The organism is Paenibacillus sp. FSL R5-0923 (assembly GCF_038009145.1).
GTDB lineage: Bacteria > Bacillota > Bacilli > Paenibacillales > Paenibacillaceae > Paenibacillus_AQ.
This window is the reverse complement of record NZ_JBBPAT010000001.1, coordinates 762,133-784,187: the sequence shown is the minus strand read 5'-3', so window position 1 is coordinate 784,187 and position 22,055 is coordinate 762,133. Positions and strand designations below refer to the sequence as shown.

The following is a 22,055-nucleotide window of genomic DNA, read 5'->3' as shown; positions in this document are numbered from 1 at the left end:
CTCTCACCCTATCGTTTCGATTTCGTCACATACTCCCGCAGTGGGAAAGCAAGATCAATGATACCGATAATGCGTAGCGGCGGCAGCAAAATGACCGGTATTGCTAGCAGAATGGCAACCATCTTGTTCCATTTGCGTTCATGCGCCAGGAAGAAGAAAAATCCAATCGCCTGAATCATAAAGCCAATTCGTAACAACGGCAGTAGATTGGCAGAAATCATGAGGATGTAATTATTCTCTGATCCTGAGAAGAAGAGCTGAAGAACCACACCAATCAAATAATACCAAATAAACGATCTCGAAAGTCTCCATTCACGAGCAGGCTTCATCTTAGGCACTGCATAATTCATACTGTTCAGAATCGGACGAACAATAGAATGCGTAATGACAGCTATCATAAAAGAGCTTACGATTAGAGTCATTGGGATCATTTGAACCGTCATATGACTTAGCTTGTTTACATCCTCAGTCGTAAATCCAAGATCAGTAAACAGTGGATTAGCAGTACCAAGATCAGACAGAGGCGAGTTAACCATCTGCAGCACATCGTTCACATAGTTAGACAAATCAAAGTTAAATAACGCCGTACCGAGTAATAAGAGTAACAGGAATTCTCCAAGAATCGTAACCGTACCTGCAATCACGGTAGATACTGCTGAAGCATGTCTTTTATACCAACGTCCCATAACCAGAGCAGGTATTAAGAAATACGCCGCGATCAGCACATAAATAGGTGTAATCAGACCAACAATCAGCAACACCGGCAATACGTGTAGAACGAATTGTTTGGTGTTCAGCGTAGTGAATAACACTACTGCCGGAACAATCATAAATAGGGTAGTGATGATGAGCAGTGGAGTCGTTAAACTAAGCAGCAAAAGTAAATATACTACGCTCCAAGCCACAGATGACCAGCGAAATTTCAACAGTATTCACCTCTTACGCATATGTTCTTCTAAAGCAGATATATCTTGATACCATTCTTCCAGTTGATGCCCTTCCTGCTTATGCTTTCTGAGCTTCTCGAGTAGCAAGTCATCTAATTGACGATAGGGAATCCCTAGTCTGCGGCCCAAAATATAAGAGCTCATAATCAAACTAGCCAGGCTGTCGCCCACACGGGTAGTACTGCCTTCCCATAACGCTTTAAATAACCGTGAAACTTGGTCAATCACTTCTGTTTTTAACCATTCAATTACCTTGGCGCGTTTAGCGACATCCAGATCCTTCGGCACATTGGACACGTCTCTCTACCTCCGGCAAAAAGCTTTATTCTCCATTATAGCATAAAAAATTCCGTGTCACACAAGGCGCCCCGCGCACCTTAAGTATGCTTCAACAAGGGATGAACTAGTACTTCTTACATTTTTAAAAAAGACCTGCTTTCCGTTATCGCCGGAAATACAGGCCTTGTTCCGATTGCTTCTATTACCGCGAATAAATTGGGCTATAATGACTCTTGAGATTGTTTTGATACAAATTTCTCACAATATTCTATGACTTGACTCCGGCGAACGATGCCAATAAACCGGTTCATATCATCGACTACAGGAACAAAGTTCTGTACCTTAGCCAAATTAATCAGATCTTCCATATCCGCATCAATCGAGACAGGTCTGTTATTCATCCTCAACGGCAAATCTTTAAGCAAGAATTTTGAAGCGTTCTCGAAAGTAACCTTGCCCTCGGATTCCTTCATATACCAGAGCAGATCACCCTCTGTAACCGTACCAGCGTATTCTCCATTTCGGTTCAGAATAGGGACAGCAGTATAACGGTGATACTCCATCCTCTCCAACGTTTGGCGTAGCGTTGAATCGATCGTTACGCAAGCGACTTCCTGTTTCGGAAGTAAAAAAAATGCAATATTCATCTCTTGATCCTCCTCAAAGAGTTCCGAAGGAATTACGGTTCTTTAACTTCCTTTTACTACCATGCAAAATTATTAATACGTGGCAGCTTAATAATCGTTCCAATACATTATAGCATGAAGACAGTAAGCAGCAGCCATAAGAATGTGAATGGCTGCTGCAATTAATTATATGAGTTTGAACTCCACTTTAGAATTATTGCGTAACTGCTGTTGATTTAGGCTCCAGTGCATTACTTGCTTTTCCCGGCTCAATTAGTTGATCTACAGGTGTTGCTGCACTCATCCAGTTGTCGATCATCGCCTTAGCTTCACTCAAATCCTCTTCATCAACGATATCATAGTAAACACCATCCATACGTTTACCTTCACCCATAACTGTGAAGCTTGAGATATCCATGCCTTTTCCGCCCATGAATTTTTTGGCTAGACTAATGATCATCGAAGGCTCTATATCGGTTTTAAAATTATCTCCCATAATATCCAGCAACTTCGGAATGTTGCCAATTTGACTGATCGATAACATTTTATTCGCTACAACATCAATAAAAACCTGTTGGCGTTTGGTACGGTTAAAGTCACTATCTTCACGATAACGCGTATAGTTCAATGCTTCTTGTCCGTTATAAAGCGACTTTCCAGCTTCAATTGTAAACTTTTCATGATCCTTACCCTTGTTCACAATGTCTTTCTTAATCGGCAGCGGAACGCCTCCAATAGCATCTACAGCATCCTTGAGTCCTTGGAAATTTATTGTCGCATAATATTGAATATCATGACCAAGCAGAGCTTCTAGAGAATCCTTGGCCATCTGTTGCCCCCCAAAAGCATAGGCATGTGTAATCTTATCCTTTTTATTATCCTTATGACCTATAATTTCCGTATACGTATCACGCGGAATAGAAATGAGCAGGATCTTATAGTCCTCAGGCCGAACAACAGCGTACATCATGGTATCTGAACGTGCCGTTTCATTATCACGTTGATCGGTACCTAAGAGCATAATTGAGAACGGATCGCTCTTGTACACAACCGGTTCTGGCTTAACCTTATTATCATCCTTAAGCGGCTGGTAAGATTCTTCCTTTAGCTTAGTTTCAACCCGATCAGACAAAAAGAGGTCGAAGGCTAATACAGCCAGGGAATTACGAAACAGAAAGCCTCCCGCTATAATAACAACAAGAACAATGAGGGCGATATATCTTTTCTTTATTTTTTTCATCTTTGATTCCTTCATTTTTGATTCCTTCTTTATTGTAGAATAATTGCTTGCCATATATATAATGCTTCCTGAATCTTTATCAGGCAGTCATGACTTTATTTCTCACGGCGATCAACTGACCCTTATTCCATTATCTTATTGTCCCCCCTTTCAAGAAATTCAGGTCATTCAAAATTATATAAAAAAGTTTTTTGCGGTTCTAAAATAATGTGGACTAAAACAATATTTCTATTGTAATCACTAAATGGATAAAAAGAAACCACAAATAACGACATGAATAGGGAAAAAGCACCAAACCAAGTAATAAATACTGGTATGGCGCTCCGACTTTAGTTCCTAATTCTGAGCGGATTCATCATATGTTTAACCCGATCTCCGGATTGTAAACCACGGAAAAATCCGTAATCAAATAATTTTGCTGCCCCTTCAAATCGGCTCTCATAAGTCTTTGCCCCCATAACGACTGCAATAAGCCTATGCCCATCCCGCTGAGCCGAGCCTGCAATACAGTATCCTGCCCGGTTATTATGTCCAGTCTTTAAACCATCTGTACCCTCATAAGCGTAAATGCCACCCATAGCTGGCAACATGAAATTGCTATTACTTACATATAGCCCCTTATTCTTCAAATGCATTTGTGTACGGCTGGAAATATTGAGAATATCCGGATGATGATAGATTAGTGCGGCAGCCAATTTAGCGGTATCACGAGCTGTCATCATAGTCTCACCGCTGATATGCATATTCGGATCAGTGAAACCAAGATCCTTACCTGATAGGCCCGTTGCATTAGTAAATATTGTACGAGAAGATAAGCCTAGACTATGTGCCTTGTCGTTCATCATGAGCACAAAAGAGGCTTCTGAACCAGCCATATACTCAGCCAATGCAACAGTAGCATCGTTGGCAGAATAAATAGTGACTCCTTCCAATAATTCTCTTATAGTATAGAATTCTCCCCGCTTCAATGAGAGACTTGTGCCGCCCATTTTACTTGCATAGGCACTAATTGGGACTCTATCCTCCCATCTAATCATTCCAGAGGAGATTTGATCCAGCACAATCATTTCTGTCATTAATTTAGATACACTGGCCGGTGGCATGGGTACATCACCATTAATATCCACCCATATATCTCCGGTATCCATATCTAGAAGCACTGCTGATTCCGCGTCAATATTCGGTTTAAAACCAAGCCCAGTTGGCCTCCATACCGCAATTAAGACAACGACTAATACAGCTGCGATTGCCCCCACTACTATCCGTCTCTTCATCGTCGTCATCCTCCATACTATATATGACGAATGAAACTACAATTTGATTTCACTTTTCACAAAAAATTATTATTTTATTTTTCTTCCTCTTCCTTAATCCACCATTTATAAGGGTCAATAATCGTACTCATTGAATTCACGCGAACGCCCTGTAGGCGCTTATTTACTGGAACTATCGCTTTTCGTTCGGCAAAAAAGATCATAGGCACCTCTTCATTAACCAGCTTCTGCCACTCATAATATATTTCTTTACGATAATCCATATCGTATGCCTTCATACTTACGCCTTCACGAATCAGCTCTTCATTCCGCTCGGAAGACCAACGGGGATAGTTCCATAGATCATTTTCTCTCCATAGACCTGTTGGATCGGGATCACTCGCTAACCCCCATACTCCGTAAAATAGTTCGATAGACGGATCATCGGCTTCCACTGCGTCGTAGAAAGCATGGAATTCCTTTAATGCTCCACCGTTCAGCTGTACATCGAGTCCAACATCACGCCAATTTCTTAAAATGGCATTAGTACGTAGCTCTGCTGTTTGACTGCCTAGCATAGAATCAAAATGGATCATCAGCTTTTGGCCCTTTGGATCTTCCCGTAATCCATCACCGTCTAGATCCAAGAACCCAGCAGCATCCAGCAGTTCCTTGGCCTTTGTAGGATTATACAGATAAGCATTAATCTCAGTATCAGGGATCTTCGCCCAGCTAGTGCTAGATATTGGAGTCTCTACAGGCTCAGCTAAACCGTGGGAATATGCTTTGATGATCCCTTCACGATCTAAAGCATAATACATAGCTTGCCGTAATCTTTTGTCTTCAAATTTAGGGTTATCCATTACGATGGTCTCGGTTTCCGTATCCCAATGCCCGAATTTAAAACCTATATATTCATAGCCTAGCTCAGCAGTTTGCAGGATGTTAATATTATCCAGTTCTTTTAGATCATCATAAGCATCCCGAGGGGCTGACTCTATGTCAATCTCTCCTGTTTGAAAGCGTTCAGCCACTTCCTTATCGTCAAATGCCTTATACACTATCCCATCCAATAGCGCTTTGCCCTTGTAATATTGATCAAAACGTTTCATTTCTACCCTCTGGCCAGGCTGAATATGTTCAACCTCAAAAGGGCCAATACCTATAGGAGATTTTCGCATCTGGTCACTTTCAGGCATATCTTTAACAGCAATTCCAGTATAGTATTTTTTATTCATCGGATAGGGCCACAGACTATCGATGGTGTTTACCCGTGCAGCAGTTACAGTTATTTTCAAAGTATAAGGATCTATAACCTTCAATCCGGATATGCCCTTCGCTTCTCCCTCATGATAGGCTTCTGCACCCTGAATCATTTCAACACTATAATAATGCGAGCCCGTATAATCTGGACTAGCAATAGTTTCAATTGCGAATTTCCAATCCTCTACCGTTAATTCATCACCGTTATGCCAACGGATTCCCGGTTTAATTTTAAAGGTAAATACTTTATGATCATCAGATTCCTGCCAAGAGGCAATATTAGGAACCGTCACTAGTTCATCATTTACCTGAAACATCGGCTCAGTAATAAACTCCAGCACATGAAAATCATCTTCACCTTCATAAAAAGCAGGCTCAAACAAACCCGTAAATGGTGAGGAGAATCCGTAGGTAACTACTCCACCAGCTTGTGGCTTATCGTCTACTACATTATGGCGCGAAGATAATGGATTACTGCTAGAAGTTGTTCTACTACATGCTGACAATAGAGTTGCCATCACGAGCAGTGTTAACAACAACCTGCATATTTTCTTATTATTCATGTGTTTCTTCCCTTCTCTAGTTGAACGTATATCTACATTTAAGTTATGGAACATAAATATTTTTACTGTAACAAAGTTTTATGGTGGTTACAATAACTTCTAAGCCCTAGGCCTTTACTCCTGCTTGAAATTCACTTATTTCGTTATATCTATAAAAAAAGACCTGTCTCGTGGACAGATCTTCATTGAATCTATTCTTCATCTCTGTGCGTAATCGTTAAACCCTCAACATGCTTACGCTGCATCAACTTGCGCTTTTTACGTGTATCCTTACTCTCAAAAATAATATCAAAGTCATATTCCTCCGGGTATAGCTCTTCTTTTGAAAGATAGGGCTTCAACCGCTTATGGTTAATTTTCATTTTTTGCTTCTGGATCATCACCCCAACCATTCCTAAATGATCTCTCTTCTCATATACGATCCCTGTCCGGCCGAGTGACGTTACCACAACTGCATCTCCAATTTCAAATTGAATCAGCTTCTCCTTGCTGCGGTCAGATGGAGCAGCCTCTTCTTCTGCGTTGCCATGTTCCTTTTCTGGAAGTGCAGCATATTCTTGCTCTCCATCTTCTTTGCTCAAAAAACTTCCCCATGCCTCTCCGCTGCCTTTCTGTAGCCTTTGTTGCTGCGCCTCTACGATTTCCCATGATCTCTTAATAACGTTATCCTGTATCCCCAGCTTTTTAGCGATCTGCAGAGCGTAACTTTCCCCCGCTTCTCCAATCGTCAATCGATACAACGGCTGTAGCGTTTCTTTATCAAATTCCATTCGCGCATTTTGAAAGCCCGTCGTTGCGGCTGCAAAGGCTTTTAGCTCATTAAAATGTGTAGTAACAATAATATTCGCCCCTTTACGGCTCAGCTCTTCCAGAATCGCGATAGAGAGCGCAATGCCTTCCCCGGGATCCGTACCAGCCGCCAGCTCGTCAATGAGCAGCAGCACCCCTTTAGATGCATCTCTCAGCATTCCCTCAATACTCTTCATTTGCGCCGAGAATGTGCTGAGTGATTGTGCCAGACTTTGTCCGTCGCCAATTACACTGATTACATCCGTAAAAATAGTGAATTCGCTACCCTCCTCGACCGGAATCAACAGCCCCGATTGAGCCATGATCGTCAGCAGCCCTAGTGTCTTAAGGACCACAGTTTTACCACCTGTATTTGGGCCTGTAATGATGAGGGATTTATACCCCTTACCAACCTCCAGATTGATCGGAATCATCCCCTTCAGCATGGGATGCCTGCCTCCATTCATCTTTACAAAGCCTTTCGCATTCAGCGTAACAGAAGATGCCCCCAGCGTTCGTGCATATTTAGCTTTAGCAAAAATAAAATCATACGTGCCCGTAGCTTCAATATTAAGGTGCAGGGCAGCCTGTTCCTGTTCTACCAAGCTAGTCAGCATGCTGAGGATTACGGCTTCTTCTCGCGCCTCTTCACCCAAAAGTAAATCAAGCTCAATTTGGAGAGCAGCGATCTCGTCTGGTTCAATAAACACCGTCTGTCCACTTGTGGATTGATCAAGCACCGATCCTTTTATTTGTTTATGATATTCCCGTTTTACGGGGATAACGTAACGCCCACCTCGCTGACTATAAATATTCTCCTGCAAAATCGATTGATGGCGTGACATAATTCCGTCGATTTTTTTATGAAGACGTTCTTTAGCCACTACAATCCGTTTACGAACTCGCTCTAACCCCTTACTTGCTCCATCATCAATCGCACCAAAACGGATACAGCGATCAATAGCCTCCCTCACGTGATTTAACTCCATTAACGAGGATGCATATGCAGCAATCCGTGGAGCGCTCTGTTCTTTAGAGGCCATATATTTTCGCAGTTGACTACAGCTCTTAAGAAATGTAGCGACCGCAGTGAAATCTTGTTCACTGTACAAATATCCAGTCCCCATTAATGACATGATCCACTCAATACCTTCTAATGAAGGAATGGGTACACTCGACCCTCGTTCCAGCAGTTCTTTAGCTTCAGAAGTTTCCTCCATTGCTCTTTGAATCGTCGGCAAATAGGTCATTGGCATAAGCTCTTCTACAGCTTTTTTTCCTACATAAGATACTGCGTGGCGCCCAAGCTCTGTTTTAATGATTTCGTATTCCAGCGTGTTTAGACTTTGTAAATTCACAGCAAATCCTCCTTCAAATCTCTATTGGTTTGGACCTAATTCTCCATAACGCAAAGAAGGGCAAAGAATGCCACTATGGCAGTCCTTGCCCTTCTTTTTATACTGATGCCCTCTATCGTCCTAAGGCCCCGAAATGAGAACAGGTGCCGAAAAACAAAAAAACCGTGCAATAAGAGCACGGTTCATTACAAAGAGAACAACAGCCGTAAAGAGGCCATTTGACGCTTCGTGTGTTCTTAACTAAATCATCCACCCGTAAGGAACAACAGACTGCTGCGTAATACGAACTCAAATAGAGCACGTAATCGCCTCATGACGAGCCTGCTAAAGCCTTCCTAATCAAGTGTTATGAAATTGCTAGTTAAGAACGGTCACCGACATCAAAATTTCCCCTTTAGTTATAGGATAGCTGTAATTTAACATAATAAAGTGCCAACGTCAAACGATTCAACGCCCAAATAATTCGATTTCATGCTTACCCTACTATTAATGCTTCCTTTTCTGCATACAAAAAAAGCAGCCGGTTTCCCGACTGCTTTTATAAAACGTCCTATTCCGTTGTGTAAGGAAGCAACGCGATTTGACGCGAGCGTTTTACAGCAATGGTAAGAGCGCGTTGGTATTTTGCACTTGTACCTGTTACACGACGTGGCAAAATCTTTCCACGTTCGCTGATGAACTTCTTAAGAAGTTCGGTATCTTTATAATCAATGTGAGTAATCTTGTTCACAGTGAAAAAGCAAACTTTTTTACGCTTGTTGCGTCCACCACGACGTGCTGGTCTTTTGTCGTTGTCAGCGCCTTCTCTTGGTTTAAAAGCCATATTCTTTTCAGTCCTTCCTAATTAAAATGGCAAATCATCATCCGATATATCAATCGGTTTACCATCGCCCGAAAAAGGATCTTGAGTATTGTTGTTACGCGAGAAATTATTGTTGTTATTTCCGCGTCCAGCGTTACCACCGCCACCATATGCTGGCTCTTCAGGCATACTACTTGCACCACTTGAAGTATTTCCACCTTCACGGCTCTGTGAAGATTCCAGGAAACGAACATTATCAGCAATAACTTCAGTTACGTATACACGTTTGCCTTCGTTATTCTCATAATTCCGCACTTGGATGCGTCCTTCCACTGCTGTCAGACGACCTTTGCGCAAGTAATTGGCACAGGTTTCTGCTAGCTGTCTCCAGGTTACAACCGGGATGAAGTCTGCCTCACGTTCACCGTTCTGGCCCGTAAAGTTACGATCTACGGCTAGCGTAAATTGCGTTACGGCAACACCAGCGGGAGTATAACGAAGTTCCGGGTCACGGGTCAACCGTCCGATCAAAATGATACGGTTCAACAATTCTGGTCCCCTCCTTTAGAGCGATTCATTACAAAGCTTGTCAAGATCTTAAGCAACGTCGTTCGTAATGAGATAACGAATAACTTCGTCAGAAATCTTCATAAGACGTTCTAATTCAGTAACTACTGCAGGTTCTGCATTGAAGTTAACCAAAACATAAACGCCATCACGGAATTTCTTGATCTCATACGCAAGACGGCGTTTACCTTGCACTTCGTGCTTTGTAATTTCCCCGCCATTGGAGATGATGCCTTGGAATTTATCGACTGCTGCTTGAACGGCTTCTTGTTCAATGTCAGGACGAATAATGTACATCACTTCATATTTGCGCATAATTTTCACCTCCTTATGGTCTGAGGCCCCTAATCACGTCAGGAGCAAGGAACGAGCACAAACATAAACTCGCACCTGATTAATATACCAAAATGAACAGCAGAGTGCAAGCAATATTAATACAGGACAACTCCTCCCCCTCTTTTTACATGAAAAAATCACTACCTGCGCACAATAATTACGAATTCATCTACACTAAAAAAGGAGGAATAATGATGGGTGAGAAAACGGAATATGAAGAAGGCGACAAGGCCCCCAATCCAGGCATGTACACAGAGGTAGGCGAAGCCCGAAGCTTCCATACTGAGATTTCGAATCCACAGCACATTAAAATGGAAAAAGGGGACACCTTCCCTGAGACCACCAACAAAAATCGAAAGTGGAAAAAGGTTGAAAAAGCACGGGTCCACTAATTCAAAAATATTTTAAAAATAAATGTGTATAAAAAGCCCGACATTACACATACTATACTCAGGCAGTACAAAAGAGAGGTGTGGTTCCGTTGGCCGTCGTAGACGAACACAATCACAGGAGATCTGATTCAGCATCTATTGTAAGCTGGGAAGAGTAGTGGGTTATTGCCTTAAAAAAGCATTAGCCTCAGCAACGCCTAAATCACTTTAGTCGCTATAAACAGAGAAATTCCAAACATCATTGATGTACTGCCTCCTGAAGAAGGACCCGAAAGGGCCCTTCTTTTTGCGTTATATATTATTTTGTATATCGGCAATTATAGACACAAAAAAACCTCCGTTACAGGAACGAAGGATTCATTAAATGTTATATATGCTGAAGTGGCGGAGAGGGTGGGATTCGAACCCACGCACGCTTTGACACGCCTAACTGATTTCGAGTCAGCCCCCTTGGGCCTCTTGGGTACCTCTCCGCAGCAAAAATAATTGTATCATGCAGACATGCCATTTGCAAGCTTAATTATTGTCTGTATTTTCCTCCGCAGAGCGCAGTACCTTCTTCATATTCTTCTCGAATTTAGCACGGGGAATCAGAACACTATGCTGACAGCCTGTACATTTAATTCGGATATCCATCCCCATGCGAATGATTTCCATCTCATTAGATCCACAAGGATGCTGCTTCTTCATTTGCACTATATCCCCAAGCTGAAAAACTTTACGTTCCACTATTCTTCCCCCTCTTCTCCTTCTTGTGTAGCTGCAATTTGCCGTCTTGATCCAGTGTTTGCCGACCCTGTAACTTCTAGTGCATGTTCTGTTTTTGCAAGATCTATTTCAGCCTTCGCCTCTGCCTCTGCTTTCTTACGTGCTTCTTCTTCAGCTTGAGCTAGTTCCAGCATGCTCTGTTTCTCTAATGCCTGCTTTATGTCGTTCTGAATTTGTCTTTCCGCTGCATCTCTTGCATTAGGAGCACAGCTGGCAGCTATACGAATCACATATTCCGAGGTACTCATGGACTGTATTCCGAGCACGTTAGGGTAAGCAAGCACATTGAAGTTACGCTGTTCTATTCCTTTTAGCGCCTCGCCAATTAATCCTAACGTGGCTTCCAAGCTTCGCTCCATTTTAACAGGAACATCAACTACAGCCAATGCATTGGAAAGAGAATAGTTCGTCACATTCGTAATTAGTCCATTAGGGATAATAAATACTTCTCCGGTTGCACTTAACAGTCTTGTTGTTCGCAATCCGATTAATTCTACAGTCCCTTTATAAGTACCTGTCTGAATTACATCACCAACCGCAAATTGGTCCTCCAAAATAATAAAGAACCCTGTAATAACATCCTTCACCAGACTTTGTGCTCCAAAACCTACTGCCAGACCAAGTACACCCGCTCCGGCCAACAAGGGTGCTAAATCGAAGTGGAACTCTGAAAGAACGAGCATGATCATCACAAAATTACAGATAACCGTTACTACATTTTTCATCAATTCCCCTACCGTAGTAAACCTTCGTGTGTTAGACAGAATTCTGCCACCCGTTTTACGTTCAAGTGAACGATCAATAATATTAGAAACAATCTTAATAATAACCCTAGTTAAGAGAAAAATAATAAGAATTCGTAGTCCTGAGAATAAGACATTGGCCCACATATCAGCATCGGTAAACCAATTCCACACCTTATCTTTAAAACGCAAGGCATCTTTTACAGCATCACCGGGAGTAGTAGCCTCTAATATCCACCTATTCATATTGTATAGTCCTCCCTACCTCTCAATCAGTATGTAGTTCTCGTTGTGTTTTCCGTAGATACCGCGTATTTCGATATTCTGTTCCGTTACTATCCTTTGTACCTCTTCCAGTGCACTTTGATAAAACTGAATCGATATCGCGCATCCTGCCGTGATCTCTTTCGGGGTTGGAAATATATCAATTTCAATTTCCGCATACTCAAGCAGCATTTCAGCACGAAGCGCCTGCTGGGTTGAGTCAAACGCGATCAACATCTCTTCCTGCATATACGTTACGCCTCCCATAGGTTTATCGTCCTATCTCTTGCCGCTGTAGTATAAAACCCCTCTTCTATCCATATACTAGATACCATCAAATAGAATCAGCTTCAGAAAGGAAGATGGTATGAATTTTTCATCGAAAGCTACATCAGCGCAAGAAACGTCCTGTTTAAAAATATCACATACCGATCCCGATATCTATTCTGCTATTACCCACCGGCTACTGTTTCACTTTGCACGTACACGCCCGGAAACACAGATTGTCGTCATTTGTGTAGGTACGGACCGATCCACAGGAGATTCTCTTGGCCCTCTTGTTGGCACTGCATTGTCACGTTTTCATAGTCCGCTGTTTCATTTATATGGAACTCTTGAGGAGCCTGTCCATGCTGTTAACCTTGAGGAAACTCTATCCCTAATCAACGAAAGATATAGTAACCCCTTTATCATCGGTATAGATGCTTGTTTAGGTCACTCTACTAGTGTAGGATGCATCCAAGTCGTTGAAGGGCCTTTGAGACCAGGTGCTGGCGTAAATAAACAATTGCCGCCGGTAGGTGATATCCATTTGACGGGAATCGTTAATGTCGGCGGCTTTATGGAGTATTTTGTATTACAGAACACGCGATTAAGTTTAGTTATGCGATTATCTGATATTATAGCTACGAGTCTATATTCTGCCTTAAAGCAATGGAATCTTCATGCTAGGTCCGCTGCAACGCGAGAGTAACTACTTCTTTTTCTTCAGGTGATAAGACATATTGTGATTCGCCATTCTGCATAGGTTTAGAGTAAATGTAAGAATTCTCACGATTATGAAGACTGGTTAATACAATACCACTACTGTTGTCATCCAGTATAGCCACTGAGAAACTCAGATCATTGCCACGTTCACCAAAGGCATTATAACGCTTCAGCGCAATATTGGACTTCATGCCACGCATTCTAGTTTGAGTTGCTTCTAATACGGTTTTTTGCTCACGTTGTTCTTCTTCCAGCATGTCGCTTTGGTTCTTCAGATCAATTAGAAGGCCTTCCAGATCCTCCACACCGCTCCCAGCCATCATGGCCTCATATTTACGCCGCATAGCACGCAGCTTAGCCCCCTGGGCGATCACAGTGATTATCAGCACCAACATAATTACTGTAAAACCAAACACAAACCACTGCAACTGCTCACTAATTAATTGATTTAATTCAGACATGAATGGACCATCCTTTTTATTCATCTGCTGCGGGCATTGCCATATAACTCATCCATAGCAGCCAGCATTCTGCTTATATTATGCTCTGTCGTATCTACACCTACACTCGCCCGAACAGCACCACTCTCTATCGTGTCAACCGCCTTATGTGCTAAAGGGGTACAATGCATGCCCGCTCTAACCGCTATTTTATAATCACGATCTAGGCGATGAGCGATATTTGCTGACTCTTCTCCATCCACTACAAACGATACAATACCGGTTCTTGGCGCCCCTAGTGAGGGCCCTAATAGTCTAATGTTCGGGATGTGGGACAACCCCTCCATCAGTCTTTGAGTTAACGCCCACTCTCTCTCATGAATAACGCTCGTCCCTAAAGATTGTACCTTTTGAACACCTGCTAGTAAACCGGCAATCCCTACCGTATTTTGCGTTCCCGCTTCATACCGATCTGGACGAACAGAGGGCTGTTCACTGTTTTCCGATTGACTACCAGTTCCTCCATGCATCAGGGGTTCCAGGTCCAATTCAGGTGATATATAAAGTCCGCCGGTTCCTTGTGGTCCAAGTAGTCCTTTATGCCCCGGAAATGCCAACAAGTCTATATTCATTTTTTTAACATCAATATCAATTGAACCTGCGCTTTGAGCAGCATCCACCAGAAATACAGCACCATGCGATTTAACGATATCGCCAATATCACCGATAGGGAGTATACTTCCTAGTAAATTAGAGCTGTGATTGCAGATCACCATTTTGGTATTCGGCTGGAAAGCATTTTTGAGTTCTTTTAAATCCAATTGCCCTTCACGATCCACTTTTAGATAATCAACTTTTATCCCTAGTGTCTTACGCAAGTATTCCAGCGGCCGTCTCACAGAATTGTGTTCTGTCATCGTTGAAATCACGTGATCTCCCACTTTAAGCGTCCCTCTGATCGCCATATTCAAACTCATCGTAGTATTATGGGTAAAAGCTATATTTTGCGCATTAGATACACCGAACAATCCCGCCAGCACACTCCGCGTCTTTACTAACACTCGACCGCTTCCTATCGCTAGCGAGTAATTACCTCTACCAGCATTTGCCCCTGACTGCAGAGCATTCAACATCGCAGTTGCAACCTCTGGTGGTTTAGGCCAGGAAGTAGCTGCATGATCCAGATATACGAAGTCTTCCATAACCTCGCTCCTCGTCTATTACCCTTTTATAATCAACTTATTCAAAAAAACATACCCCTAATTATCCGATTAAGGATATCTCAGGATATGTTCTTGGCATAGATACCCATTTAGTTACCCAATAATTCCAACAATCTTTCTAAATCCTGAGCACTATAGTAATTCAGTTCAATCTTCCCTTTTTCCTTACCCTGTTTTATTTTCACTGTTGTTTTAAAACGTTCACGCAATACTTCCTCTACATTATCAATATAGGGATCACGTTTAACAACTTTGACTTTAACTCCATTAGTAGGTTTTCGGTCCAAGTTCTTCACTGTTTCTTCTAGCTCTCTTACACTCCACTGTTGTTCCACGCATTGTTCGGCCAGTTGTTTAATCACTTCTGGATCCTTTAAAGCAACAATTGCCCGCGCATGCCCCATTGACATTGTTCCACGTGAAACATATTCTTTTACTTCTTCAGGTAAAGAAAGCAATCTCAGGAAGTTGGCGATATGAGATCTGGACTTTCCTACCTTGAGCGAGAGTTCTTCCTGCGTAAGTGAAAACTGATCCATTAGGCCTTGGTAAGCCACTGCAATTTCCATTGCATTTAGGTTCTCACGTTGCAAGTTCTCGATTAATGCAATCTCCATGACTTGCTGATCACTAAGATTTCTAACGACTGCTGGAATTGTAGCTTTGCCACAATATTGCGAGGCACGGAATCTGCGTTCGCCGGCAATGATCTCATACCCCTTCAATACGCTACGAACAATGATCGGCTGAATCACGCCATGTTGTCTGATAGATTCTGCTAGTTCTTGAATGGCCTCTTCATTAAAATCTTTGCGCGGTTGATATGGATTAGCCCGAAGTTGAGCTAAAGGGATCTCAACTACTTTATCATCTTCATTAATTGATAAAGATGGAATTAGCGCATCCAGACCTTTTCCTAATCGTTTACTCATAAGAAATCACTTCCTTTGCCAACTCTAAATACACTTCCGCTCCTTTAGAGCGAGGATCATAAGTAATAATGGATTGTCCATGTGACGGCGCTTCACTTAACCGGACATTCCGAGGGATAATCGTTCTATATACTTTTTCTTGGAAATACTTCTTAACCTCTTCTATCACTTGAATTCCCAGATTGGTCCGGGCATCAAGCATAGTCAATAATACTCCCTCTATCTTCAGATGCGGGTTAAGATTTTTTTGCACCAGACGAACGGTGTTTAAGAGCTGACTCAAACCCTCAAGCGCATAATATTCACACTGGATCGGGATGATTACCGAATCCGCCGCCGTAAGGGAATTGATTGTTAAAATGCCAAGTGAAGGAGGACAATCGATGATAATATAATCATAATTGTTTTTAACCGCATTCAGCGCCTTTTTTAGCTTTAGCTCTCTGGAAATCGTCGATACTAACTCGATTTCCGCACCCGCTAATTGAATGGTCGCCGGAATGATATGCAGTCCTTCATTTTGAGTTTCCAGTATGGTTTCTAGAGGATTTACCTCATTTATAAGAATGTCATATATACAATTCGCCACGTCCGCCTTGTTGACGCCAACGCCGCTAGTAGTGTTACCTTGAGGATCGATATCAACTAGAAGCACTCTTTTTCCTAATGTAGCCATACCGGCACCTAGGTTCACGGAGGTTGTTGTTTTACCGACACCGCCTTTTTGATTTGCTATGGCAATAATCTTGGACACTTATTTCACCTCGAATAGTTAGGAAGAATCTTCTCGTAGATCGCAAGTACAAATGTTCCTGACGCTGATATAGCGTCACACTTTATGAAGAATATAGACAACTATTATATACTGGAACTTTAAATTACAGGCCTGACCAACACATCCCGGTTCTAGCCACACCAAAGGCGGCCAATCTCCTCAAGGCCGCCTTCAGCTTTTGAAACAATTTATCTTTTGGGGATTTGGATTACAATCTCGTAATGGTCACCACGGTCATTTTCTGACGTTTTGATTTCCATCCCTGAGCCTGACACCATATCAATAGATTGACGAATTGTATTAAGAGCTAGACGAACATCCTTGGTATAGGAGACCCGCTTTGATTTTTTAGTTTGTGAGACTTGTTTGTAGAAAGCAATACGAGCTTCTGTTTGTTTAACATTTAAGCCTTTTGAAATGATTTCTGCCAACACTTTCAGTTGCATCTCCACACTATCGAGTGATAATAATGAACGTGCATGTCTTTCAGAAATCTGACGCTCCATTAACGCCGTCTTAACCTCTTCAGGTAAATTAAGTAAGCGAATTTTATTAGCTATGGTAGACTGACTTTTACCTAGTCGTTGTGCTAAGCTTTCTTGTGTCAATTGATGAAGATCAATTAACTTTTGATAAGCAACAGCTTCTTCAATAGAGGTCAAGCCCTCACGCTGTAAGTTTTCTATAAGCGCAATAGATGCGGCCTGTGAATCATTGAATTCACGAACAATGGCTGGAATCGTCTCTAAACCAAGCTTTTTGACCGCACGCCAGCGTCGTTCACCTGCGATGATCTCGTACACGGAATCTCGCATGCGTACAACTATGGGTTGAATGACCCCATGAGTTTTAATCGTCTGGCACAACTCATCGATCTTGTCGTCATCAAATATCGTCCGTGGTTGGTAAGGACTGCTAATGACCTCATGAACTGGTATTTGTTTAATTTCTTCTCCGCTGCTCCGCTCGGTAAATCCAAATAGCTTGGTAAATTGTTCTTTCATTCCGTTCATAACCACCTAATTTCGTTATAGTACGATCTTCTTGACCTTCTTCTCGGAAAGCGTATCGTACAGCAATAAAAAACATTCTGATATTATGAAATGCCTGCAGCTATCAGGCATCATAATCTCTCCTTCTTTCGAACAAGAGTACAGAGAAGGAGTTATATACAAAATTAAAAGTCTACTATGCTATTCTATCACTTTTCTCTACATAATCATATTCTCCGTAAAGACCTATTTTTCCTGCATTTTCATAATGATAGCTGCTTAATAAACATATCAATTTAGTTTGTCTTTTAATTAAACTTCATTTAAGATCGTTATCGCAATTCCACTCAAAAAAAGGTCATCCTCTAAAAAGAAGATGACCTTAAATATATTTGCCAATCTATAATGTTTCACGTGAAACATTATTTGATAAGTGGTGTTTTGGCAGGAATTCCCGCTTTTCGTGGGTACTTAGCAGGAGTGGCACCTGTCTTACGAATAATGACAATATGTCGCGCCGACTCTTCCACAGGTAAGCTGAAAGAATCTACTTTGCCGAGTTGAGCACGAAGTTCCTTTAAGCTGTACTTTGCCTCATCTAATTCTTCAGAAGGATCGCTTCCCTTCATGGCAGCGAAAACTCCATCCTTACGTGTGAAAGGAAGGCAAAACTCATTCAACAAGGATAATCTTGCCACCGCACGCGCAGTCACCAAATCATAGGCGTCACGATGCTTGAATTGCCGGGCAATATCCTCCGCACGCCCATGAATCAATTGCACATCAGTTAATTTCAACGTAGTACAGACATGCTGCAGAAAAGAGATTCTTTTACTTAATGAATCAATGATCGTAAGTTTCAAATGTGGAAAACAAATCTTAAGCGGAATACCTGGAAACCCGGCTCCCGAACCGATATCTGCCAAATTGTTTATCTCATTGATATTAAGGAAAAAGGCTAGAGAGATCGAATCATAAAAATGTTTCGTGTAAACCTGCTCACGCTCTGTTATTCCAGTGAGATTCATTTTTTCATTCCAGGATACGAGTTCCTTATAGTAAAGATCGAATTGCTCCAATTGTTCTGCTGTAAGTGTAATGCCTCTTTCTTGTAAAAGCTGTGTGAATTGAACTTCCGTATTATCCATAGATTATCCTTTCGCCGCGGTTACCCGGTTGTAATGCTCGAGATATACGAGGAGAATAGAAATGTCGGCAGGTGTGACTCCCGCAATCCGAGAGGCCTGCCCGATAGAGATTGGACGGATCTTAGTCAGCTTCTGCCGCGCTTCCATCGCTAATCCATGGATTTCATTATAATTAATGTCATCTGGAATTTTCTTCTTCTCCATCTTTTGCAAGCGCTCCACATGTTGGAGCTGTTTTTCAATATATCCGGCATATTTGATTTGGATTTCCACTTGCTCCTTCATTTCTGCATCCAGCATTTCCGGTGATGGCGAGACTTGATCTACGAAGCTATATACAAGCTCTGGACGCCGCATCAAAACAAGCAAATTACTGCCGTCTACAATAGGTGCCGATTCATATTGCGCTAGTACATGGTTTACCTCAACAGGTTTAACCTTTGTCTCTTGCAGACGAACAATTTCACGCTCCACCCGTTCTTTTTTATCCGTGAAGTTATCGAAACGTTCCTGTGTAATCAAACCAATGTCGTAACCGATAGGTGTAAGTCTTAGATCTGCATTATCATGGCGAAGCAACAAACGATATTCTGCACGTGAAGTAAGCAGACGGTAAGGTTCATTAGTGCCCTTAGTCACCAGATCATCAATGAGTACACCAATGTATCCCTGTGAACGATCTAAGATTACGGGTTCTTTGTCTTGCACTTTGCGCGCTGCATTAATTCCAGCCATTACACCTTGGCCAGCTGCTTCTTCATAACCGGAAGTACCATTGATTTGTCCAGCTGTGAAAAGACCTGGTAAACGTTTAGTTTCAAGAGATGGCCATAGCTGTGTAGGAACCATTGCATCATATTCAATAGCATAGCCGTTACGCATCATCTCTACCTTTTCCATACCAGGGATGGAACGCAGAATCGCCAGCTGTACATCCTCAGGAAGACTAGTCGACAGACCTTGTACATAGTATTCCGATGTATTTTTTCCTTCTGGCTCTAAAAAGATCTGATGCTTAGATTTATCACTAAATCTTACTACTTTATCTTCAATAGATGGGCAATAACGTGGACCTGTTCCTTCAATAATACCCGTAAACATCGGCGCACGATGAAGGTTGTCATTAATAATCTGATGAGTAACCTCAGAGGTATAAGTTAACCAACAAGGAAGCTGTTCATTGTTGGATGATTTCGTTTCAAACGAAAAGAATTTAGGCTCATCGTCGCCGGGTTGAATTTCTGTCTTCGAGAAATCGATCGTATCGCGATGTACACGTGGTGGTGTACCTGTCTTAAAACGTACCAATTCAAAACCAAGCTCCCGCAAATTCTCAGATAGCTTCACTGATGGCTGTTGATTGTTAGGTCCACTCTCATATGTCAGTTCACCCATGATCACTTTACCACGCAGGTAAGTACCTGTAGTCAGGATAACAGTCTTACTATGGTATTCCGTTCCTGTCTTCGTAACTACACCCGCACAACGTCCATCCTCAACGATTAAACGCTCAACCATCCCTTGACGAAGCGTCAAATTAGGCGTTTTCTCCATCGTTTCCTTCATTGTATGTTGGTACAAGAACTTATCAGCTTGTGCACGCAATGCATGCACCGCAGGTCCCTTCCCTGTGTTAAGCATACGAAGCTGAATAAAAGTCTTATCTATATTACGGCCCATTTCTCCGCCTAGCGCATCAATCTCACGCACCACATGTCCTTTGGCAGGTCCGCCTATGGACGGATTGCAGGGCATGAATGCAACCATATCCAGGTTAATTGTGATCATCAACGTGCTGCAGCCCATTCGTGCTGACGCTAGAGCTGCTTCGCAACCGGCATGACCGGCGCCAATGACGATTACGTCATAGTTGCCTCCATCATAACTCATGTCCTGTTTCCCCCTAATGTTATATTAAAATGTAAAACCTATTTTCCTAAACAAAATTGTGAGAATATTTGATCTAACAACGAGTCCGCTGCCGTATCGCCAATAATTTCACCGAGTTGTTCCCATGCTAGCCGTACATCAATTTGAATCATATCAACTGGAATATACTGTTCCGCCGCATCGTATGCATCCTGTAGTGATTTATAGGCTTTTTTAAGCAGTGCAATATGTCTCACATTACTTACATATGTCAAGTCACCCGATTCCAGCTTTCCACCAAAAAAGAGTGTCGAAATGGCATCTTCAAGTTTGTCTAGACCTTCCTCTTCCAGAACGGACATCGGTACGATGTTGGACTCCTCAAAGAACGAGAGCAACTTATCCTTATCTAGTTTGGGCGGTAAGTCCATTTTATTCATGATCACTAGGCATTGTCTACCGTGGATTTGTTCCATCAATGCCAATTCGTCCTCATGCAGCTCTTCGTTAGCATTTAGCACAAGTAGAATCAGATCCGCATCACTAACTGCCGCCTTGGAACGTTCTACGCCAATCTTCTCCACTACATCCATCGTTTCACGAATTCCCGCCGTATCAAGCAGCTTAAGCGGAATGTTGTTTATCGTTATATATTCTTCGATGACATCACGTGTTGTTCCGGGAATATCTGTTACAATCGCTTTGTTATCACGTGCTAACGCGTTTAATAAAGAAGATTTACCAACATTGGGACGACCAACTATAGCTGTCGTTATCCCCTCACGAAGAATTTTTCCTTCATTAGAAGTCTTAAGAAGCTTTGTGATTCCTTCCATCACTTCACTGCTTTTATCTTTAATAAATTCAGCTGTCATGGATTCTACATCATGCTCTGGATAATCTATATTTACTTCGATATGAGCCAGCATCTCAATAAGTGTATGGCGCAAAGCATGAATTCGATCCGACAAGGATCCACTAACCTGCTTTAAAGCCACAGAAAACGCACGATCCGACTTCGAGCGAATGAGATCAATAACCGCCTCAGCCTGTGATAAATCAATACGTCCACCCAAGAAAGCACGCTTGGTGAACTCACCTGGCTCGGCTAACCTTATCTCCTGCTGAAGAAGTAAATCCATCACCCTTCTTACAGAAATTACACCACCATGAGCACTGATCTCTACTACATCCTCGGTCGTAAAAGAACGTGGGCCCTTCATTACGGTTACAAGTACTTCTTCCATCTTCTCTCCGTTATCCGGACTAACGATATGCCCATAATGAACGGTATGCGATTCCGCTTCAGTTAACGGAACTCGGCTACGAAACAAAGGCGCCACTTGGGAAATAGCCTGAGGGCCACTTACCCGAATAATAGCAATTCCTCCCTCGCCTAATGCCGTCGATACGGCAGCAATGGTGTCACTAAGCATGCTGTTTTTCACCCCAAAACCTATATTTTTTTGATCATAAACGGTCTTATATTGTTAAAAAAG

Annotated in this window: 23 protein-coding genes and 1 tRNA gene; 2 read left to right on the top strand and 22 right to left on the bottom strand. The window is 42.2% G+C overall.

Features of this window, described 5'->3' with window-relative positions:
• Positions 1 to 8: 8 nt before the first annotated feature.
• From MKX35_RS03515 to rpsF, 10 genes are all read right to left on the bottom strand, one after another.
• Positions 9 to 926: a DUF2232 domain-containing protein gene (locus MKX35_RS03515; protein ID WP_076298104.1), complete on the bottom strand. Its 918-nt coding sequence runs from the start codon at positions 924 to 926 to the stop codon at positions 9 to 11.
• 6 nt (positions 927 to 932) lie between these two features.
• A complete protein-coding gene (locus MKX35_RS03510) occupies positions 933 to 1,235 on the bottom strand; it encodes a MazG-like family protein (RefSeq protein WP_170880353.1) in 303 nt (100 codons plus the stop codon).
• A gap of 212 nt (positions 1,236 to 1,447) precedes the next feature.
• Complete coding sequence (locus MKX35_RS03505) at positions 1,448 to 1,873, bottom strand: CBS domain-containing protein (protein ID WP_042193039.1); 426 nt, start codon at positions 1,871 to 1,873, stop codon at positions 1,448 to 1,450.
• 193 nt (positions 1,874 to 2,066) lie between these two features.
• The gene (locus tag MKX35_RS03500; protein ID WP_042194730.1) at positions 2,067 to 3,092 is read right to left on the bottom strand and encodes an LCP family protein; all 1,026 of its coding nucleotides are present in this window, start codon (positions 3,090 to 3,092) and stop codon (positions 2,067 to 2,069) included.
• A gap of 329 nt (positions 3,093 to 3,421) precedes the next feature.
• Entirely contained in the window at positions 3,422 to 4,366 is a 945-nt protein-coding gene (locus MKX35_RS03495) for a D-alanyl-D-alanine carboxypeptidase family protein (RefSeq protein WP_076298105.1), read from the bottom strand.
• Positions 4,367 to 4,440: 74 nt separating this feature from the next.
• On the bottom strand, positions 4,441 to 6,171 hold the full coding sequence (gene opp4A / locus MKX35_RS03490; RefSeq protein ID WP_076298106.1) for an oligopeptide ABC transporter substrate-binding protein: 1,731 nt from the start codon (positions 6,169 to 6,171) through the stop codon (positions 4,441 to 4,443).
• Between the two features lie 191 nt (positions 6,172 to 6,362).
• Positions 6,363 to 8,318: an endonuclease MutS2 gene (locus tag MKX35_RS03485; protein WP_076285058.1), complete on the bottom strand. Its 1,956-nt coding sequence runs from the start codon at positions 8,316 to 8,318 to the stop codon at positions 6,363 to 6,365.
• Positions 8,319 to 8,868: 550 nt separating this feature from the next.
• Complete coding sequence (rpsR, locus tag MKX35_RS03480; protein WP_036651767.1) at positions 8,869 to 9,141, bottom strand: 30S ribosomal protein S18; 273 nt, start codon at positions 9,139 to 9,141, stop codon at positions 8,869 to 8,871.
• Between the two features lie 21 nt (positions 9,142 to 9,162).
• Entirely contained in the window at positions 9,163 to 9,669 is a 507-nt protein-coding gene (ssb, locus tag MKX35_RS03475) for a single-stranded DNA-binding protein (RefSeq protein ID WP_036677780.1), read from the bottom strand.
• Between the two features lie 48 nt (positions 9,670 to 9,717).
• Positions 9,718 to 10,002, bottom strand: a complete 285-nt coding sequence (gene rpsF / locus MKX35_RS03470; protein ID WP_036677776.1) for a 30S ribosomal protein S6 — start codon at positions 10,000 to 10,002, stop codon at positions 9,718 to 9,720.
• A gap of 215 nt (positions 10,003 to 10,217) precedes the next feature.
• Between rpsF and MKX35_RS03465 the strand changes: the two genes are divergently transcribed.
• Entirely contained in the window at positions 10,218 to 10,415 is a 198-nt protein-coding gene (locus MKX35_RS03465) for a YjzC family protein (RefSeq protein ID WP_042131720.1), read from the top strand.
• A 382-nt stretch (positions 10,416 to 10,797) separates the two neighbouring features.
• On the opposite strand, the gene MKX35_RS03460 is transcribed toward MKX35_RS03465, so the two are convergent.
• The 4 genes from MKX35_RS03460 to MKX35_RS03445 all read right to left on the bottom strand — a co-directional run bounded on the left by MKX35_RS03460 (position 10,798) and on the right by MKX35_RS03445 (position 12,439).
• Positions 10,798 to 10,888, bottom strand: a tRNA-Ser gene (locus MKX35_RS03460).
• Between the two features lie 43 nt (positions 10,889 to 10,931).
• Positions 10,932 to 11,144: a DUF951 domain-containing protein gene (locus tag MKX35_RS03455; RefSeq protein WP_042193044.1), complete on the bottom strand. Its 213-nt coding sequence runs from the start codon at positions 11,142 to 11,144 to the stop codon at positions 10,932 to 10,934.
• Positions 11,144 to 12,172, bottom strand: a complete 1,029-nt coding sequence (locus MKX35_RS03450) for a mechanosensitive ion channel family protein (RefSeq protein ID WP_076285060.1) — start codon at positions 12,170 to 12,172, stop codon at positions 11,144 to 11,146. The genes MKX35_RS03455 and MKX35_RS03450 overlap by 1 nt, the downstream gene beginning before the upstream one ends.
• A 15-nt stretch (positions 12,173 to 12,187) precedes the next feature.
• Complete coding sequence (locus MKX35_RS03445; protein ID WP_042193047.1) at positions 12,188 to 12,439, bottom strand: DUF3343 domain-containing protein; 252 nt, start codon at positions 12,437 to 12,439, stop codon at positions 12,188 to 12,190.
• A gap of 118 nt (positions 12,440 to 12,557) precedes the next feature.
• Here MKX35_RS03445 and yyaC point away from each other — a divergent pair, with 118 nt between their 5' ends.
• Positions 12,558 to 13,163: a spore protease YyaC gene (gene yyaC / locus MKX35_RS03440; protein ID WP_042131724.1), complete on the top strand. Its 606-nt coding sequence runs from the start codon at positions 12,558 to 12,560 to the stop codon at positions 13,161 to 13,163.
• Here the strand turns inward: yyaC and MKX35_RS03435 are convergent.
• The 8 genes from MKX35_RS03435 to mnmE form a co-directional block, all read right to left on the bottom strand.
• Positions 13,138 to 13,638: a DUF4446 family protein gene (locus tag MKX35_RS03435; protein ID WP_042193049.1), complete on the bottom strand. Its 501-nt coding sequence runs from the start codon at positions 13,636 to 13,638 to the stop codon at positions 13,138 to 13,140. The genes yyaC and MKX35_RS03435 overlap by 26 nt on opposite strands.
• A gap of 20 nt (positions 13,639 to 13,658) precedes the next feature.
• Positions 13,659 to 14,819 carry an aminotransferase class V-fold PLP-dependent enzyme gene (locus MKX35_RS03430; RefSeq protein WP_076298107.1) on the bottom strand — a complete coding sequence of 387 codons (1,161 nt, stop codon included), beginning with the start codon at positions 14,817 to 14,819 and terminating at the stop codon, positions 13,659 to 13,661.
• Between the two features lie 110 nt (positions 14,820 to 14,929).
• Positions 14,930 to 15,772, bottom strand: coding sequence for a ParB/RepB/Spo0J family partition protein (locus MKX35_RS03425; protein ID WP_042193054.1), 843 nt, complete (start codon positions 15,770 to 15,772; stop codon positions 14,930 to 14,932).
• A complete protein-coding gene (locus MKX35_RS03420; protein WP_042131728.1) occupies positions 15,765 to 16,526 on the bottom strand; it encodes a ParA family protein in 762 nt (253 codons plus the stop codon). Before MKX35_RS03420 ends, MKX35_RS03425 begins: the two co-directional genes overlap by 8 nt.
• Before the next feature lie 209 nt (positions 16,527 to 16,735).
• Positions 16,736 to 17,551 carry a nucleoid occlusion protein gene (gene noc, locus MKX35_RS03415; protein ID WP_076285062.1) on the bottom strand — a complete coding sequence of 272 codons (816 nt, stop codon included), beginning with the start codon at positions 17,549 to 17,551 and terminating at the stop codon, positions 16,736 to 16,738.
• Positions 17,552 to 17,961: 410 nt separating this feature from the next.
• A complete protein-coding gene (gene rsmG, locus MKX35_RS03410; protein ID WP_076298108.1) occupies positions 17,962 to 18,687 on the bottom strand; it encodes a 16S rRNA (guanine(527)-N(7))-methyltransferase RsmG in 726 nt (241 codons plus the stop codon).
• Between the two features lie 3 nt (positions 18,688 to 18,690).
• Positions 18,691 to 20,577, bottom strand: coding sequence for a tRNA uridine-5-carboxymethylaminomethyl(34) synthesis enzyme MnmG (gene mnmG, locus MKX35_RS03405; protein ID WP_042193060.1), 1,887 nt, complete (start codon positions 20,575 to 20,577; stop codon positions 18,691 to 18,693).
• Between the two features lie 38 nt (positions 20,578 to 20,615).
• Positions 20,616 to 21,992: a tRNA uridine-5-carboxymethylaminomethyl(34) synthesis GTPase MnmE gene (gene mnmE / locus MKX35_RS03400; RefSeq protein WP_076285063.1), complete on the bottom strand. Its 1,377-nt coding sequence runs from the start codon at positions 21,990 to 21,992 to the stop codon at positions 20,616 to 20,618.
• Between the last annotated feature and the right edge of the window lie 63 nt (positions 21,993 to 22,055).